Source organism: Streptomyces sp. NPDC001678, from assembly GCF_042892945.1.
Classification (GTDB): Bacteria; Actinomycetota; Actinomycetes; order Streptomycetales; family Streptomycetaceae; genus Streptomyces.
Window position 1 is genome coordinate 174,540 of sequence record NZ_JBIAUP010000015.1, and the last position, 16,644, is coordinate 191,183.

General features: G+C 71.4%; 14 protein-coding genes. 9 read left to right on the forward strand and 5 right to left on the reverse strand.

Annotation, left to right across the window (positions count from 1 at the left end; genetic code table 11):
• Positions 1-115 precede the first annotated feature (115 nt).
• Positions 116-988 carry an HAD family hydrolase gene (locus ACFYZR_RS27200; RefSeq protein ID WP_391914725.1) on the forward strand — a complete coding sequence of 291 codons (873 nt, stop codon included), beginning with the start codon at positions 116-118 and terminating at the stop codon, positions 986-988.
• Positions 989-1,340: 352 nt separating this feature from the next.
• On the opposite strand, the gene ACFYZR_RS27205 is transcribed toward ACFYZR_RS27200, so the two are convergent.
• Positions 1,341-2,162: an oxidoreductase gene (locus ACFYZR_RS27205; RefSeq protein WP_391914727.1), complete on the reverse strand. Its 822-nt coding sequence runs from the start codon at positions 2,160-2,162 to the stop codon at positions 1,341-1,343.
• Between the two features lie 101 nt (positions 2,163-2,263).
• Between ACFYZR_RS27205 and ACFYZR_RS27210 the strand changes: the two genes are divergently transcribed.
• The gene (locus tag ACFYZR_RS27210) at positions 2,264-3,256 is read left to right on the forward strand and encodes an ATP-binding protein (RefSeq protein WP_391914729.1); all 993 of its coding nucleotides are present in this window, start codon (positions 2,264-2,266) and stop codon (positions 3,254-3,256) included.
• Here the strand turns inward: ACFYZR_RS27210 and ACFYZR_RS27215 are convergent.
• Positions 3,237-4,463 carry a hypothetical protein gene (locus tag ACFYZR_RS27215; protein WP_391914731.1) on the reverse strand — a complete coding sequence of 409 codons (1,227 nt, stop codon included), beginning with the start codon at positions 4,461-4,463 and terminating at the stop codon, positions 3,237-3,239. The genes ACFYZR_RS27210 and ACFYZR_RS27215 overlap by 20 nt on opposite strands.
• A gap of 296 nt (positions 4,464-4,759) precedes the next feature.
• Here ACFYZR_RS27215 and ACFYZR_RS27220 point away from each other — a divergent pair, with 296 nt between their 5' ends.
• From ACFYZR_RS27220 to ACFYZR_RS27245, 6 genes are all read left to right on the forward strand, one after another.
• A complete protein-coding gene (locus ACFYZR_RS27220; RefSeq protein ID WP_391914733.1) occupies positions 4,760-6,742 on the forward strand; it encodes a carbonic anhydrase in 1,983 nt (660 codons plus the stop codon).
• Between the two features lie 248 nt (positions 6,743-6,990).
• A complete protein-coding gene (gene acs, locus ACFYZR_RS27225) occupies positions 6,991-8,955 on the forward strand; it encodes an acetate--CoA ligase (RefSeq protein ID WP_391914735.1) in 1,965 nt (654 codons plus the stop codon).
• A gap of 221 nt (positions 8,956-9,176) precedes the next feature.
• Positions 9,177-10,574, forward strand: coding sequence for a Na+/H+ antiporter NhaA (gene nhaA, locus ACFYZR_RS27230; protein ID WP_391914737.1), 1,398 nt, complete (start codon positions 9,177-9,179; stop codon positions 10,572-10,574).
• Positions 10,575-10,675: 101 nt separating this feature from the next.
• Complete coding sequence (locus ACFYZR_RS27235; protein WP_391914739.1) at positions 10,676-11,134, forward strand: phage holin family protein; 459 nt, start codon at positions 10,676-10,678, stop codon at positions 11,132-11,134.
• Positions 11,131-12,126: an alpha/beta fold hydrolase gene (locus tag ACFYZR_RS27240; RefSeq protein ID WP_391914741.1), complete on the forward strand. Its 996-nt coding sequence runs from the start codon at positions 11,131-11,133 to the stop codon at positions 12,124-12,126. The genes ACFYZR_RS27235 and ACFYZR_RS27240 overlap by 4 nt, the downstream gene beginning before the upstream one ends.
• A gap of 109 nt (positions 12,127-12,235) precedes the next feature.
• Positions 12,236-12,454, forward strand: coding sequence for a hypothetical protein (locus ACFYZR_RS27245; RefSeq protein WP_391914743.1), 219 nt, complete (start codon positions 12,236-12,238; stop codon positions 12,452-12,454).
• A gap of 196 nt (positions 12,455-12,650) precedes the next feature.
• Here ACFYZR_RS27245 and ACFYZR_RS27250 read toward each other — a convergent pair whose 3' ends face one another.
• The 3 genes from ACFYZR_RS27250 to nth form a co-directional block, all read right to left on the reverse strand.
• Complete coding sequence (locus ACFYZR_RS27250) at positions 12,651-13,850, reverse strand: MarP family serine protease (protein ID WP_391914745.1); 1,200 nt, start codon at positions 13,848-13,850, stop codon at positions 12,651-12,653.
• A gap of 61 nt (positions 13,851-13,911) precedes the next feature.
• A complete protein-coding gene (locus tag ACFYZR_RS27255) occupies positions 13,912-14,628 on the reverse strand; it encodes an NUDIX hydrolase (RefSeq protein WP_391914764.1) in 717 nt (238 codons plus the stop codon).
• A 98-nt stretch (positions 14,629-14,726) separates the two neighbouring features.
• Entirely contained in the window at positions 14,727-15,620 is an 894-nt protein-coding gene (gene nth, locus ACFYZR_RS27260) for an endonuclease III (RefSeq protein WP_391914747.1), read from the reverse strand.
• A gap of 226 nt (positions 15,621-15,846) precedes the next feature.
• Here nth and ACFYZR_RS27265 point away from each other — a divergent pair, with 226 nt between their 5' ends.
• Entirely contained in the window at positions 15,847-16,521 is a 675-nt protein-coding gene (locus ACFYZR_RS27265) for a Crp/Fnr family transcriptional regulator (protein ID WP_004939715.1), read from the forward strand.
• The last annotated feature ends 123 nt before the right edge of the window (positions 16,522-16,644 follow it).

The window sequence follows — 16,644 nt, forward strand, 5'->3', positions numbered from 1 at the left end:
GAGGAGTCGGGCCGGGTTAGACACGGTCGCGAACGATCCGTGACTTCCATGGTGTACCCGAGAGCCTTCTCAGGCAAACCCACACGCCTCAGCTTACGCCGAATGGAGGGCCCCTATGCTCGGCGGCGTGGAAAACCACTCCTTGCCTCGGACAGCCGCGTTCTTTGATCTGGACAAGACGGTCATTGCGAAGTCGAGCACGCTCACCTTCGGCAAGTCCTTCTACCAAGGCGGCTTGATCAACAGGCGCGCCGTGTTGCGTACCGCCTATGCGCAGTTCGTCTTCCTGGCCGGCGGAGCCGACCACGACCAGATGGAGCGGATGCGTCAGTATCTCTCCGCCCTCTGCAGGGGCTGGAATGTCCAGCAGGTCCGCGAGATCGTGGCCGAGACCCTCCACGAGCTCATCGACCCGATCATTTACGACGAGGCCGCCTCGCTCATCGAGGAACACCACGCCGCGGGACGGGATGTGGTGATCGTGAGCACCTCGGGCGCCGAGGTCGTCGAGCCGATCGGGGCGTTGCTGGGCGCCGACCGGGTCGTGGCCACCCGGATGGTCGTCGAGGACGGCGCCTTCACGGGGGAAATCGAGTACTACGCCTATGGCCCCACCAAAGCCGAGGCCGTGCGCGAGCTGGCCGCCTCGGAGGGATACGACCTCAGCCGCTGCTACGCATACAGCGATTCGATCACCGACATTCCGATGCTGGAGGCGGTCGGCCACCCTCATGCCGTCAATCCCGACCGGGCGTTGCGCCGGGAAGCGGTGTCGCGCGACTGGCCGATCCTCTCCTTCAACCGGCCGGTGCGCCTGAAGCAGCGTATTTCCGCGCTGCCCATGCCCTCCCGTCCGGCGTTGCTCATGGTCGCCGCGATCGGCGCGGCGGCAGCCACGGCGGGGCTGATGTGGTTCGCCAATCGCCGCCGCGCGACCACGCCCGTCTTGCCCTCTTTTGATGCTAAAAGCAAAAGAACTGTGGCTTAGGCTTCCGCTTCCACGGCGACAGGAGTAGAAAGGACTTAACGGCCCGCGAGACCAGGGACATCCGGGAGGACGCCCCTCACGCACCAAGGCCCCACGGACCGCGCATGAAAGCCGGGCACCCACGCGACGCCGACCCGTCGATTACGGGCCAGCCGCACCAGGTGACGGGCGAAGTCCCCGGCCTGATGGGCGAATTTCGTGCACGCATGGTAACCCGGCGGACGTGCCAGCGGCGGTACCGGAGCAGTACGGGTACCGCCGCAACCCATGTCCGCCACAAGGGTGATGAGGCGGACCGAGGACCGGCGACGGCCGGCCCGGTCGCAGCCCAGCGGGCCCCGGCGGCCGCCGGTCAGGCGGCGCCGCGCTGAAGCGCCTCGCACACGGCCGTACTCTCCCGCACCCCCAGCTCGACGGCACGTCCGCAGTGCGCGATCCAGGCCGCCAAACCCTCCGGGGTCCCCGAGACATAGCCCTCGAGCGCCGCCGCGTAAGCCTCCTGGCCCTGCTCCGCGTGTCCCACCTCGGCCGGGCAGATGGCCTTGGGATCCAGGCCGCTGCCCACCAGCACGATGCGCTCGGCCGCCCGCGCGACCAGGCCGTTGTGCGAGCCGAACGGCCGCAGGGCGAGCAGTTCGCCATGGACCACGGCCGCCGTCACCAGCGCCGGGGCCGCGCTGCCCGCGATCAGCAGCCCCGCCAGCCCCTCCAGTCGCCCCGCGACCTCGTCCGCGGCCGGCAGCGGCAGCTCGACCAGCGGCTCCGCCACCGGCTCGCCGGCCAGCCGCGGCCGTCCGACCGAGGCGTCGGGCCGGTCGCCACCCGCGGCCACCAGATGCAGCCGGGCCAGGACCCGCAGCGGGGACTGGCGCCACACGCTCAGCAGTTGACCCGCCTCGGCGGTCAGCCGCAGCGCCGCGCCCACCGTGCGCGACTCCCCCTCACCGCTGAAGTCGGAGCGGCGGCGCACCTCTTCGAGGGCCCAGTCCGCACCGGACAGCGCGGCCGAGCCCCGCGCGGCGCGCAGCGCCGCCTCGGAGGTGACCTCATTGCTCCGGCGGCGCATCACCCGGTGCCCGTACACCCGGTCCACCGCCTTGCGTACGGAGTCCACGGAGTCGGCGACGCCCGGGAGCGATCCCAGGGCGGCAAGCGGATCGGCTGTCGTACTCATGGGTAAGACACTACGCACTTCGGGTCTACACCCCCCGAAAGAGTGGTCCTCTTCACTCACGGCTCTCACTCAGCGCACCCCTGCACCTACTCTTGGTGAATATGAAGATCGCTTTCGTGGGGAAGGGCGGCAGCGGCAAGACCACGCTGTCCTCCCTGTTCATCCGCCACCTCGCCGCCGGCCGCGCCCCCGTCATCGCCGTGGACGCGGACATCAACCAGCACCTCGGCGCGGCGCTCGGGCTCGACGAGCTGGACACCGCCACGCTGCCCGCGATGGGCGCACGGCTCCCCTTGATCAAGGACTATCTGCGCGGCGACAACCCGCGCATCCCCTCGGCGGAGACCATGATCAAGACGACCCCGCCGGGCAACGGCTCGCGGCTGCTGCGCGTCACCGAGGACAATCCGGTCTACGAGGCGTGCGCCCGTACGGTGGCGCTGGACGACGACACGTCCGTCCGGCTGATGGTCACCGGCCCCTTCACCGATTCCGATCTCGGCGTCGCCTGCTACCACTCGAAGGTCGGCGCGGTCGAGCTGTGCCTGAACCACCTCGTGGACGGGCCGGGCGAGTACGTGGTCGTCGACATGACAGCGGGCAGCGACTCCTTCGCCTCCGGGATGTTCACCCGTTTCGACATGACCTTCCTCGTCGCCGAGCCCACCCGCAAGGGTGTGTCCGTCTACCGCCAGTACAAGGAGTACGCGCGGGACTTCGGCGTCGCGCTGAAGGTCGTGGGCAACAAGGTGCAGGGGCAGGACGACCTCGACTTCCTGCGTGCCGAGGTGGGCGACGATCTGCTCACGACGGTCGGCCACTCCGACTGGGTGCGGGCCATGGAGAAGGGCCGCCCGCCCCGTTTCGAGCTGCTGGAGGAGGCCAACCGGCAGGCCCTGCGCGTCCTGGGCGAGACCGCGGACGCCTCCTACGAGCGGCGCGACTGGCGGCGCTACACCCGCCAGATGGTCCACTTCCACCTCAAGAACGCGGAGAGCTGGGGGAACGCCAAGACGGGTGCCGATCTGGCGGCACAGGTCGACCCCGCGTTCGTGCTGGACGAAGGGCTGCTGGCTACCGCGCAGCCTGCCTGACGGCAGCGCCGGAGAACCGCGACCAGCCGTTCTTCGGCGCCTTGCCGATCTCCAGCTCGCGCAGGTCCGCGAGCAGCCGGGGGTCCTGGGCGTCCAGCCAGTCCGCCAGCTGTTTGAAGGAGACGCAGCGCACGCCGTCCTTCACACAGACCTTCTTGATGACGCTCTCGACGGCGCGCATGTACGTTCCGCCGTTCCAGGACTCGAAGTGGTCGCCGACGAAGAACGGGGCGCGGTTTCCCCGGTACGCCCGCTGGAAGCCCGCCATCAGGCCGTCGCGCATCTGTCGGCCCCATGCCTCCCGCCGGGCGGGTTCGCCCTCGGTGGTGCCTGACTGGTTGGCGAGGAAGTTGTAGTCCATCGACAGCGTCTCGAAGTCACGTCCCGGGACGGGGATGTCCTGCAAGGGGAAGTCCCAGATGCCGCGGATCTTCCGGGGCCAGACCTGCCGACCGCCGATGGAACTCGCGTCGTAGCGGAAACCCATGGCCTTGGCCGCCGCGATGAGGTTGCGCTGGCCCTCCAGGCAGGGCGCCCGCCCGCCGACCAACTCCTTGCCGTAGTCGAACGGAAGGGGTGGCTCCGACCTGAGCCCGGCGTTGGTCCGCCAGTGCCTGACGAACGACTCCGCCTGCCGGATCTCACTCACCCATTCCTTGCTGGTCCAGGTGCCGACGCCACCGTGGGCGCCGCAGAAGTGGCCGTTGAAGTGGGTGCCGATCTCATTGCCCTCGAACCAGGCGGCGCGCATCTGCGCCACGGTGTCCCGCACGCCCTCGACGTCGTTGAAGCCGATGTCGGAGGCGCCGGAGGGGTGCCGGGGCGGGGCGTAGAGCTTCCGCTTGGCGGCGGGGAGCATATAGACGCCGCTGAGGAAGTAGGTCATGGTCGCGTGGTACTTCCTGCCGACGGCCCGGAAGTGGGAGAACAGTTTCTGCTCGTCCTCGCCCGCGCCGTCCCACGAGAAGACGACGAACTGTGGTGGCCGCTCGCCGGGTTCGAGGCGGTGCGGGACGGGCTGCCCGGGCTGAGGGCCGGTCTCGGCGGTGGAGCCGTCGCCGATCAGCCGGGCCGGCCGCCCGGCCGGGTACGGGCGGGCCGGCGCCCGACGGCCGCCGGCGGGGGCGGAGGCGTCGGGCGTCGCGGCCCCCGAGGCCAGCGCCAGGGCCGTCAGGCCGCCGAGCGCGATTCTCCATGCAGCAGCCATGAGCCACCTCGCCGTTCGATTCGCCTGTCCGGCGGGGCGGGCAGACGTTCAAGCGACGCCACCATCGCATGGGGTCAAAACTGAACAAAGGAGGCAGGCATTTAAAAATACTTATTCGCTCGATCAGGGGAAGGGGCAGGGCATTCCCTCGCCAGCCCTTTACTCTGCATTACGATCCGTTTACCGAGAGTTGATGGACGCCTGTCCGTCGCAGCCGCTCCCGCCGCTGCCCGCCGTGACCACGGCCGCGCATCCAGCGCGACCGCGCCGCCCCGACGAAGAAGACGGGACCGACGATGCCCACTCAGCAGACCCACACACCCCCTTCCTCCCCGGCACTCCGCCGGAACGGCCCCCCTGAGCCCAGTGGGCGGGCCCGGTCCGCCTGGTCCCGGGATCTCCACGCCTCCGCCGCCGTCACCTTGGCCGCCGTTCCCCTCTCCCTGGGGATCGCCCTGGCGGCGAGCGTCCCCCTCCAGGCCTGTCTGATCGCGGCGGCCGTCGCCGGGATCGCCGGAGCGGTGTTCGGCGCCGCCCCGGCCCGGGCCGGGGGCACGGCCGCCTGTCTGGTACTGGTGACCGCGGAGCTGGTCCAGCGCCAGGGCTGGCAGGTCACCTGCGGGGTCATCGCCCTCGTCGGGCTGACGCAACTCGCTCTCGGTGCCTCACGGGTGGCCCGTTTGGCGTCGGCGTTCAGTCCCGCCGTCGCGCGCGGGATGCTCGCCGGTGTGGGGGCGACGATCGTCCTCGGCCAGGCGCCCGTCGTGCTGGGCGGCGGTCCTCAGCCGTCCGCCACGGCAGGCGTCCGGGTCCTGCTCTCGGAATTGACGCGTCCGAGGCCCGCCGCGCTCCTGGCCGCCGCCGTCACGGCGGTGGTGCTGACGGTCTGGCCCCGGCTGCCCGGCAGGGCGGGGCGGCTGCTGCGGCTCGTCCCCGCCCCGTTCGCCGCGCTCGCCCTGGCCATGGGCGCGAGTCTCTCCCTGGACACACCCCGGATCTCCTTCGCCCCTTGGGAGTCGCGGGTGCTGCCCGGCCTGCCGGACGGTCCGGTGCTCGGGATCTTCGCGGCGGTGCTGACGCTCACGCTCGCCGCGAGCGCACAGTCGCTGCGGTCCCTGCTGCCGGCCCCCGTCCAGGAGTGGCTGCGCCCCCGGGGCGCGGTATCCCCCGGCGCCGGACGACCCGGGTCCCACGCGGGCGCGGCGGTGTGCGCCGTCTGCGTCCTGCTGTGCGCGGGGCTGCCGGCCGCGGTGCCGGAGCTGGTCCCGCTGTCCGCCGTGGCCGCTCTCGCCATCGCGGCAGGGCTGAGGGCGGCGGATCTGACACAGGTCAAGCAGCTGTCGCGACACAGGGAGTTCCCCATGTACGTGGCCACGCTCGGATCGGTGCTGCTGCTGGGAGTGCTTCAGGGCGTCGTGGTGGGAATGGTGATCGCCGCACTGCTCCCGCTGCCCGGGATCGCCAGCTCCTTCCGGGGCCGCGGTAAGCCCGCCACGGACGCCGGTTCGTCTGCCCACCGCCCCTGGACCCCTTGGCGCCATCACGACCGCGCCCACCGCGCGGAAGAGGAGACCGGGCCCGGCGAGATCGGGCAGCTCCTCGGCGGCGTCAGCGCCTTCCAGCGCGACACCGCCCCACTGGTCCGCGACGAGCTGGCCAGGCTCGCCCGGGAAGGACAGCGCCCCAGCCAGCTCTTCCTCACCTGCGCCGACTCCCGGCTGGTGACCAGCATGATCACCTCAAGCGGCCCCGGCGATCTGTTCACCGTGCGCAATGTCGGCAATCTGCTGCCCCCGCCCGGCGACGACGGAAGCTGTGACTCGGTCGGCGCCGCCGTGGAGTACGCCGTGGAGGTGCTCAAGGTCGGCAACATCACCGTCTGCGGGCACTCGGGATGCGGCGCGATGCAGGCCCTGCTGGATCTGTCCGCCTCCCCCGCCGGCCACGGCCTCGTCCCCACCCAGACCCCACTCACCCGCTGGCTGCGGCACGGCCGGCCCAGCCTCGCCCGAATGCAGCGGATCGGCCGGCTGGGGCGTGGCGAGGTGGCGCTGGCCGACCGTCCCGTCGCGGACGACGTCGAGCGGCTGGCCCTCGTCAACGTCCTGCAGCAGCTCGACCATCTGATGGCCCACGCCTGTGTCGCCCGTCGGGTGGCCGAAGGATCACTGCGGCTCCAGGGGATGTACTTCCATGTGGGCGAGGCCCAGGCCTATGTCCTGGACCGGCGTTCGCGCACCTTCACCGCCGTACGGCCGGCCGTCCTGGACGCCGTATGACCCACCCCGGCCCGGCACTCCGCTCCGCCCGCCGCGGCATCCGCGCCCGCCCGGCCCGACGCCTCCGCCCGGCGCCCCGGAGCGATGCCCCCGGCGCGTCCCATCGGCCGCACCACCCCCTCTGACCTCGGCACATCAGCTTTCCATAAGGTCTAAACCACTTTTTGTCCACACCCCTTGTCAGGGTGCGTCCCGGCCTGATGAGCTATGGCCGGGACGCAACGAGCCCCCTGGGAAAGGGAGATGTCGTGAGTAACGAAAGCCTGGCCAACCTTCTGAAGGAGGAGCGCCGTTTCGCACCGCCCGCCGGTCTGGCCGCCGAGGCCAATGTGACCGCCGAGGCGTACGAGCGGGCGGAGGCTGACCGGCTGGGCTTCTGGGCCGAGCAGGCCCGCCGCCTGAGCTGGGCGACCGAGCCGACCGAGACCCTCGACTGGTCGAACGCACCGTTCGCCAAGTGGTTCGCCGACGGCAAGCTCAATGTGGCGTACAACTGCGTCGACCGCCATGTGGAGAACGGGCTGGGCGACCGTGTCGCGCTGCACTTCGAGGGGGAGCCCGGCGACAGCCGTTCGATCACCTACGCCGAGCTGCAGCGCGAGGTCTCCCGCGCCGCCAACGCCCTGCTGGAGCTGGGCGTGAAGGCCGGTGACCGCGTCGCCATCTATCTGCCGATGATCCCCGAAGCGGTCGTCTCGATGCTGGCGTGCGCCCGTATCGGCGCCCCGCACTCGCTGGTCTTCGGCGGCTTCTCAGCGGACGCCCTCGCCACCCGGATCAACGACGCCGACGCCCGTGTCATCATCACCGCCGACGGCGGCTACCGGCGCGGCAAGCCCTCCGCGCTCAAGCCCGCGGTGGACGAGGCCCTCACCCGTCCCGGCACCGAGAACGTCCGCAGCGTGCTCGTGGTCCGCCGCACCGGCCAGGACACCGCCTTCACCGAGGGCCGTGACGTGTGGTGGCACGACCTGGTCGAGCGTCAGTCCGACCAGCACACCCCCGAGGCCTTCGACGCGGAGCACCCGCTCTTCATCCTCTACACCTCGGGCACCACGGGTAAGCCCAAGGGCATCCTCCACACCACCGGTGGCTATCTCACCCAGGCCTCGTACACCCACCACGCCGTCTTCGACCTCAAGCCGGAGACCGATGTCTTCTGGTGCACCGCCGACGTCGGCTGGGTCACCGGCCACTCGTACATCGTCTACGGCCCGCTGAGCAACGGCGCGACGGAGGTGCTCTACGAGGGCACTCCCGACAGCCCCCACCAGGGCCGCTGGTGGGAGATCGTCCAGAAGTACGGCGTCACGATCCTCTACACCGCCCCCACCGCGATCCGCGCCGCCATGAAGTGGGGCGACGACATCCCCGCCAAGTTCGACCTCTCCAGCCTGCGGATCCTGGGCTCGGTCGGCGAGCCCATCAACCCCGAGGCCTGGGTCTGGTACCGCAAGCACATCGGCGCCGACACCACCCCGGTCGTCGACACCTGGTGGCAGACCGAGACCGGCACCATGATGATCAGCCCGCTGCCGGGCGTGACCGAGACCAAGCCGGGCTCGGCCCAGGTCCCGCTCCCCGGCATCGGAGCCACCGTCGTCGACGACGACGGCCACGAGGTGCCCAACGGCTCCGGCGGCTATCTCGTCCTCACCGAGCCGTGGCCGTCCATGCTCCGCACCATCTGGGGCGACGACCAGCGCTACCTCGACACCTACTGGTCCCGCTTCGAGGGCCGCTACTTCGCGGGCGACGGCGCCAAGAAGGACGAGGACGGCGACATCTGGCTGCTCGGCCGGGTCGACGACGTCATGCTCGTCTCCGGCCACAACATCTCCACCACCGAGGTGGAGTCCGCCCTCGTCTCCCACCCGAAGGTCGCCGAGGCCGCCGTCGTCGGCGCCGCCGACCCGCAGACCACCCAGTCGATCTGCGCCTTCGTCATCCTGCGCAGCGGTGTGGACGCCGAGGCCGAGGGCCTCACCGAGGAGCTGCGCGCCCATGTGGCCAAGCAGCTCGGCCCGATCGCCAAGCCCAAGCGGGTCCTGCCGGTGGCCGAGCTGCCCAAGACCCGCTCCGGCAAGATCATGCGCCGTCTGCTGCGCGATGTGGCCGAAAACCGGACTCTCGGCGATGTGACCACCCTGACCGACTCCTCGGTCATGGACCTCATCCAGGCCAAGCTCCCCGCCGCCCCCAGCGAGGACTGAGCCCAAAAAGCACCTGCATAACCGCAGGTCAAAGCGCCTATGCGTTAAGGGCGCCCGACAACACGTCGGGCGCCCTTCACGCTTTCGGGCTAAGGTAAGTACTTGTCGCGTAAATATTGCGACAAGAATCTAGGGCGCGCCGGGAAGTCTGGTCGGCAAAACAGCACACGTGTATCCGTGTGTTTTCAGACCGTCAGACCGACCCCAGGAGGTCCACCACCGTGGCCGCGTCCAAGAACCAGCGTTCCGTCTTCCTCGGCAGGCTCTCCCTGCCCGAACGGAACTATCTCGCGGACGCGCTGCGCACCGAGACCGTGGGCGGCGTCCTGCTGCTCGTCGCCGCCGTCGCCGCCCTGATCTGGGCGAACACCCCGCTGCGCGAGAGCTATGAGACCGTCAGCTCCTTCCACTTCGGTCCCGGGAGCCTCGGGCTGAACCTGTCCGTCCAGCACTGGGCGGCCGACGGACTGCTCGCGATCTTCTTCTTCGTCGCCGGTATCGAGCTCAAGCGCGAGCTCGTCGCCGGTGAGCTGCGCGACCCCAAGGCGGCGGTCCTGCCCGTCGTCGCCGCGCTCTGCGGCATGGCCATGCCCGCGATCGTCTACGCCCTGACCGCCTCGGCCGGCGGCGGCTCCCTGGGCGGCTGGGCCGTGCCCACCGCCACCGACATCGCCTTCGCCCTGGCCGTGCTCGCCGTCATCGGCACCGCCCTGCCGTCCGCCCTGCGCGCCTTCCTGCTGACCCTGGCCGTCGTCGACGACCTCTTCGCGATCCTCATCATCGCGGTCTTCTTCACGTCGAAGCTGAACTTCGCCGCCCTGGGCTTCGCCGTGGTGGGCCTGGTCGTCTTCTGGCTGCTGCTGCGCAAGGGCGTACGCGGCTGGTACGTCTACGTACCGCTGGCGGTCGTGAACTGGGCGCTGATGTACAACAGCGGCGTCCACGCGACCATCGCGGGCGTCGCCATGGGCCTGATGCTGCGCTGCACCCGCCGCGACGGCGAGGAGCACTCCCCCGGCGAGCACATCGAGCACCTGGTGCGCCCGCTGTCGGCGGGGCTGGCCGTGCCGCTGTTCGCGCTGTTCTCGGCGGGCGTAGCGATATCCGGCGGGGCGCTGTCCGACGTCTTCTCCCGGCCCGAGACGCTGGGCGTGGTCCTCGGCCTGGTCGTCGGCAAGGCCGTCGGCGTCTTCGGCGGCACCTGGGCGGCGGCACGTTTCACCAGGGCGGAGCTCAATCCGGACCTCAAGTGGCCCGATGTAATGGCCGTGGCCTCGCTGGCCGGGATCGGCTTCACGGTGTCCCTGCTGATCGGCGAGCTCGCCTTCAGCGGCGACGCCGTCCTCACCGGCGAGGTCAAGGCGGCCGTGCTCGTCGGTTCGCTGATGGCCGCCGTCATCTCCGGCACTCTCCTCAAACTGCGCGACAACAAGTACAAGAAGCTCTGCGAGGAAGAGGACCGTGACGAGGACGAGGACGGCATCCCGGACATCTACGAGCAGGACAACCCCGACTACCACCTGCGCATGGCCGCGAAGTACGAGGCCAAGGCGGCCGCGCACCGCAAGCTGGCGGAAGTCGCGGCAGGGCGCACCACCAGCGACGACGGTCCGGCATGATCTGAGAGTCTTTACATCCGCGGTGCGCTCCCTGTAACGCCCGGACCAGCCGGACCGGAGCCCCGCGGAGGACGAAGCCGACGACGATGAGGGAGCAGGCGATGAGCGCAGCCGACGACGGCGCGAACCGCAGCCTCGGCCAGCTGGTGGCACAGGCCACCACCGAGCTGTCCGCGCTGGTGCACGACGAGATCGCACTGGCCAAGGCCGAGCTGCGGCAGGACGCCCGGCGGCTCGGCATCGGTGGCGGCGCCATCGCCGCGGCGGGTGTCCTGGCGCTCTTCTCGCTGCCGGTCCTCAGCTTCGCGGCGGCCTACGGCATCCACAACCTCGGGCTCGGGCTCGCCTGGTCGTTCCTGATCACCGGTAGCGCGTATCTGCTGCTCGCGGCGGTGCTCGGGCTGCTGGCAGTCGCCAAGTTCAAGAAGATCAAGAAGCCGGAGAAGAGCATCGCCTCGGCGAAGGAGACCGCGGCCGTGCTGGGCACCGTCAAGCCGCACCCGCGTCCTGTGGCCGACACGAGCCAGGCGGACGCATCTGTGACACGCTCGACCGTATGACGGTGCCCGATACCTCCGCAGCGCCCGCGTCCCCCGAACCCGGCCGGCCCGTGCCACCCGCGGCCCCGGCCGGGGCGTCCTCGCCCGCCGCGGTCGTCCGGGCGGAGGGTCCGTGGACCCACCGGGACGTGGCGGCGAACGGGGCGCGGTTCCATATCGCCGAGATGGGCGAGGGGCCACTGGTGCTGCTGTTGCACGGCTTTCCGCAGTTCTGGTGGACGTGGCGGCATCAGCTGCCGGCCCTGGCGGAGGCCGGGTTCCGTGCGGTGGCGATGGACCTGCGCGGTGTCGGCGGCAGCGACCGTACGCCCCGGGGCTACGACCCGGCGAACCTCGCCCTCGACATCACGGGGGTGGTCCGCTCCCTCGGCGAGCCGGACGCCGCTCTCGTCGGCCATGACCTGGGCGGATATCTGGCCTGGACCGCGGCCGTGATGCGGCCCAAGCTGGTGCGCCGGCTCGTGGTGTCCTCGATGCCGCACCCGCGCCGCTGGCGGTCGGCGATGCTCGCCGACCCCCGGCAGAGCGCCGCGAGCTCCCACATCTGGGGTTTCCAGCGGCCCTGGCTGCCCGAGCGGCGGCTGCTCGCGGATGACGCGGCGCTGGTGGGACGGCTGATCCGGGAGTGGTCGGGGCCCCGACTGCCGGACGACGAGGCCGTCGAGACCTACCGCCGGGCGATGTCGATCCCCTCCACGGCGCACTGCTCGATCGAGCCGTACCGCTGGATGGTGCGGTCCATGGCCCGCCCCGACGGCATGCAGTTCAACCGCCGGATGAAGCGGCCCGTCCGGGTGCCGACGCTGCATCTCCACGGGTCCCTCGATCCGGTGATGCGGACGCGCAGCGCGGCGGGCTCCGGCGAGTACGTGGAGGCCCCCTACCGCTGGCGGCTCTTCGACGGGCTCGGCCATTTCCCGCACGAGGAGGACCCGGCGGCGTTCTCGGCGGAGCTCATCGGCTGGCTGAAGGACCCCGAGCCGGATCGCTAGAGCTGCGGGCGGAACACCCGTCCGCCGAACGGCCAATTGCCTCGCGCATAGGCCAATTGCCGGACCCATGGGCGATTACCGACCTTTGGGCCCGGGCAGAGCTCTCGGTATGGGCTGGACGCACGACTACCGTGACGTGACGGACGTGACCGATGTGACGCAGGGGCGCGGCGCCGACGGCGATGCCGCGCTCGTGGTCACGGAGGCACCCGAGCTGGGCAGGCGCGGGCCACAGGCCGGGCCCGACGGCCGGATGGGCATTCCCCGCATCATCCGCCGACGCGCCCGCTGGATGTCGGCGAGGCTGCGGCACCCCCGCGGCCGCTGACCACCGGCCGCTCCGCCCGCTCTCCGTCGCCGGGCGCCTCCCGCTCGCGGACGCGTTACACGCTCGTACCCGGGCTACGTGCCCGCACACGCGTTACGTGCCCGCACACGCGCTACGTGTACGGCACACCGGACGCCCCGGACGCCCGAGAAGCTCCTGGAACACCCCTGTGAGGCGCTGTGGCGGCCCGGACGGGTCAGAGGGCGCACCCCTGGGTGTTGACCCTGCCTGTCGCCGTACGGCCGGACACGACGTCCTGGTGGACCTCGTCCGCGGTCAGCGCGTAGCCGGTGTCGGCGTCGTCGAGGGACTTGGCGAAGACCACGCCGTAGACCTCGCCGTCCGGGGTGAGCAGCGGGCCGCCGGAGTTGCCCTGCCGGACGGTGGCGTAGAGGGAGTAGACATCGCGGCGGACGCTGCCGCGGTGGTAGATGTCGGGACCGTTGGCCTGGACCCGGCTGCGGACGCGAGCGGCGCGCACGTCGTACGCGCCGTTCTCCGGGAAGCCCGCGACGATGGCGCTCTTGCCCGTCTCCGCGTCGCCCTGGGCGAAGGGCAGCTCGGGGGCCTCCAGCGAGGGCACGTCGAGGACGGCGATGTCGCGCTTCCAGTCGTAGAGGACCACGCGCGCGTCGTGGAGGCGGCCCTTGCCGCCGACCTGCACTGTGGGCTCGTCGACCCCGCCCACCACGTGGGCGTTGGTCATGACCCGGTGCGGTGCGAAGACGAAGCCGGTGCCCTCCAGGACCTTGCCGCAGCTGGGCGCGTTGCCCACGACCTTGACGATGCTGCGCTGGGCCTCGGTGGCGACGGGGCCGCCCGCGAGCCTGGGGTCGGGGGCGGGCACGGAGGTGATGGGCTCGGCGGAGAACGGCGCGAAGACCTGCGGAAAGCCGTTCTGCGCGAGGACCGTGCTGAAGTCCGCGAACCAGGTGTTGGTCTGCGGGGGCACCACCCGGGCGACGCCGAGCAGCACCTTGGAGCCGCGGACCTCCCGGCCCAGCGTGGGCAGGGTCGTGCCGGCGAGGGCGGAGCCGATCAGCCAGGCGACCAGCAGCATGGCGGCGACGTTGACGACGGCGCCGCCGGTGGCGTCCAGCGCGCGGGCCGGGGACCAGGTGATGTGGCGGCGCAGCTTGTTGCCGAGGTGGGTGGTGGCGGCCTGGCCCACGGAGGCGCAGAGGATGACGAGGGCGACGGCCGCGACGGCCGCGATCGTGCCCGGCTCGGCGTCGTCGGTGGCGCTGTCCCAGATCACGGGCAGCGCGTAGACGGCGGCCAGACCCCCGCCGAGGAAACCGATCACCGAGAGCACGCCGACGACGAACCCCTGGCGGTAGCCGATGACCGCGAACCACACGGCGGCCACCAGCAGCACGATGTCCAGCACGTTCACCGAAGGATGCCTCGCATTGATGTGTCGTCGTGGCCGGCGGAGGGCCACCGTCTCATGCCCGTCAGGAGTGGCGGTCCAGCGGGACCTCCCGATCGCGGTCCCAGGGCCGCTCCCATCCGGCGTAGTGAAGGATCCGGTCGATCACTCCGGCCGTGAAGCCCCACACCAGGGCGGGGCCCACCCGGAAGGCGGGGCCGCGGTGGCCGCTGGGGTGGACGGCCATGGCACGGTGCGCGGGGTCGGTGAGGTGGGACACCGGGACGGTGAAGACGCGGGCGGTCTCCAGCGGTGAGACCGGCGCGACGGGGCTGGGCTCGCGCCACCAGCCCAGGACGGGCGTGACGACGAAGCCGCTCACCGGGATGTAGAGCCGGGGCAGCACGCCGAAGACCTGCACCCCGGACGGGTCGAGCCCGGTCTCCTCCTCGGCCTCGCGCAGCGCGGCCCGCACCGGACCGTCGCCGTCCGGATCGCCGTCCTCGGGGTCGAGGGCGCCACCGGGGAACGACGGCTGCCCGGCGTGCGAGCGCAGCCCGCCGGCCCGCTCCAGGAGCAGCAGCTCGGGGCCCTGCGCGCCCTCGCCGAAGAGGATGAGCACGGCGGACTGCCGCCCGCCCTTCTCCGGCGGGAGGAACCGGCTGAGCTGCCGCGGCTCCACCGTGCGCGCGGCGCGCTCCACCGGCTCCAGCCACTCGGGCAGCCCCCGCGCGGTGACGGTGACCGCTCCGGTCCCCGCGATCCCGGTCTCGCCGGTCCCCGCGCCGTACGTGCTCGTCATCCGTCTCCCCCGGTCGTCCTCGGCCGGGCCCCGGTCGTGCGGGGCGCGGTCCCGTGCCATGCGGTTCTGCGGCGTGCGGTTGTGCGGCGTGCGCTCGATCACTCGGCTCCCAGGGGGCTCGCGGGCAGGCCCGGATAGTCCGCCGGGGGCTTGAGGCGCTGGCCCGGCCGCCCGCCCATCTCGTACTTGAGCAGCTTCTTCGCCTTCTCCGGATCCGTCTCGCCCTCCCCGTACGACGGGCAGAGCGGGGCGATCGGGCAGGCCCCGCAGGCGGGCTTGCGGGAGTGGCAGACGCGACGGCCGTGGAAGATCACGCGATGCGACAGCATCGTCCACTCGCTCTTGGGGAAGAGGGCGCAGACGTCCGCCTCGACCTTCTCGGGCTCCTCCGCGTCGGTCCACTTCCAGCGGCGGACGAGCCGGCCGAAGTGGGTGTCGACGGTGACGCCGGGCACTCCGAACGCGTTGCCCAGGACGACGTTGGCGGTCTTGCGGCCGACGCCGGGCAGCGTGACCAGATCCTCCAGCCGGCCGGGCACCTCGCCGCCGAAGCGGTCGCGGAGGCCGGCGGAGAGGCCTATCAGGGACTTGGCCTTGGCCCGGAAGAAGCCGGTGGGCCGGATCAGCTGCTCCAGCGTCTCGGGGTCGGCGGCCGCCATGTCCTCGGCCGTGGGGTAGGCGGCGAAGAGCGCGGGAGTGGTCTGGTTGACCCTCAGGTCGGTGGTCTGGGCGGAGAGGACCGTGGCGACCAGGAGCTGGAACGGATTCTCGAAGTCCAGCTCGGGATGGGCGTACGGATAGACCTCGGCGAGCTCACGGTTGATCCGGCGGGCACGGCGCACCAGCGCGGTCCGCGACTCGGCCTTCGCCCCGGCCTTCGATCCGGTCTTCGATCCGGTCTTCGCGACCGCCGGGGATTTGTTCGTTTTTGCGGATTTCGTCTTCTTCGCGGCGGGGCGTTCGCCCACAGCGGAATCACGGGCCGCGCTCACCCTTCCGGCCCCCTTGCCCTGTGCTCTCACCGGCGTATTGGACACCCGGCCAGACTAAAGCCCAGCACTGACATCCGCCCCGACCGCAGGAAAACCACAGCCCAATCGGACCCCTGCCGTAGGGCTCCGGGCGACGATGCGCCACACTTGTGTTTGATCACACAGTTTTACCGACGGGCATCATGGGGACCACGGTCCTCTGTGCATGTCGACAAGGAGAGAACTCGTGGACGACGTTCTGCGGCGCGCCCCGCTCTTCGCGGCGCTCGATGACGAGCAGGCCGCTGAGCTGCGCGCCTCCATGGGCGAGGTCACCCTCGCGAGGGGCGACGCCCTGTTCCACGAAGGGGACCCCGGCGACCGCCTCTACGTGGTGACCGAGGGCAAGGTGAAGCTCCACCGCACCTCGCCCGACGGCCGCGAGAACATGCTGGCGGTCCTCGGCCCCGGCGAGCTGATCGGTGAGCTGTCCCTCTTCGACCCGGGCCCGCGCACCGCCACCGCGACCGCGCTCACCGAGGTCAAGCTGCTCGGCCTCGGCCACGGCGACCTCCAGCCCTGGCTCAACGCCCGGCCCGAGGTGGCCACCGCCCTGCTGCGCGCCGTCGCCCGCCGACTGCGCCGCACCAACGACTCGATGTCGGACCTCGTCTTCTCCGACGTCCCCGGCCGTGTCGCCAAGGCCCTGCTCGACCTGTCGCGCCGCTTCGGCGTCCAGTCCGAAGAGGGCATCCACGTCGTGCACGACCTCACCCAGGAGGAGCTCGCCCAGCTGGTCGGCGCCTCCCGTGAGACCGTCAACAAGGCCCTCGCGGACTTCGCCGGCCGCGGCTGGCTCCGCCTGGAGGCCCGCGCCGTGATCCTGCTGGACGTGGAGCGCCTCGCCAAGCGCTCGCGCTGACGCGGAGCGAGGCGGGGGGGGCGCGGGGGGGGGGGGGCGCGCGGGCCCCCCCCCCCCCCCCCCCGCCAGAGGCGCCACGCCCGCCACCAGCCCCCAACCGCCGCGGCGAGGCCCCGCACCGCC

Coding starts and splice junctions, on each gene's coding strand:
- ACFYZR_RS27210 (WP_391914729.1), top strand. CDS start 2,264: ATGAAGATCGCTTTCGTGGGGAAGGGCGGCAGCGGCAAGACCACGCTG.
- ACFYZR_RS27245 (WP_391914743.1), top strand. CDS start 12,236: ATGGGCTGGACGCACGACTACCGTGACGTGACGGACGTGACCGATGTG.
- ACFYZR_RS27205 (WP_391914727.1), bottom strand. CDS start 2,162: ATGAGTACGACAGCCGATCCGCTTGCCGCCCTGGGATCGCTCCCGGGC.
- ACFYZR_RS27220 (WP_391914733.1), top strand. CDS start 4,760: ATGCCCACTCAGCAGACCCACACACCCCCTTCCTCCCCGGCACTCCGC.
- ACFYZR_RS27200 (WP_391914725.1), top strand. CDS start 116: ATGCTCGGCGGCGTGGAAAACCACTCCTTGCCTCGGACAGCCGCGTTC.
- ACFYZR_RS27240 (WP_391914741.1), top strand. CDS start 11,131: ATGACGGTGCCCGATACCTCCGCAGCGCCCGCGTCCCCCGAACCCGGC.
- ACFYZR_RS27255 (WP_391914764.1), bottom strand. CDS start 14,628: ATGACGAGCACGTACGGCGCGGGGACCGGCGAGACCGGGATCGCGGGG.
- ACFYZR_RS27235 (WP_391914739.1), top strand. CDS start 10,676: ATGAGCGCAGCCGACGACGGCGCGAACCGCAGCCTCGGCCAGCTGGTG.
- ACFYZR_RS27215 (WP_391914731.1), bottom strand. CDS start 4,463: ATGGCTGCTGCATGGAGAATCGCGCTCGGCGGCCTGACGGCCCTGGCG.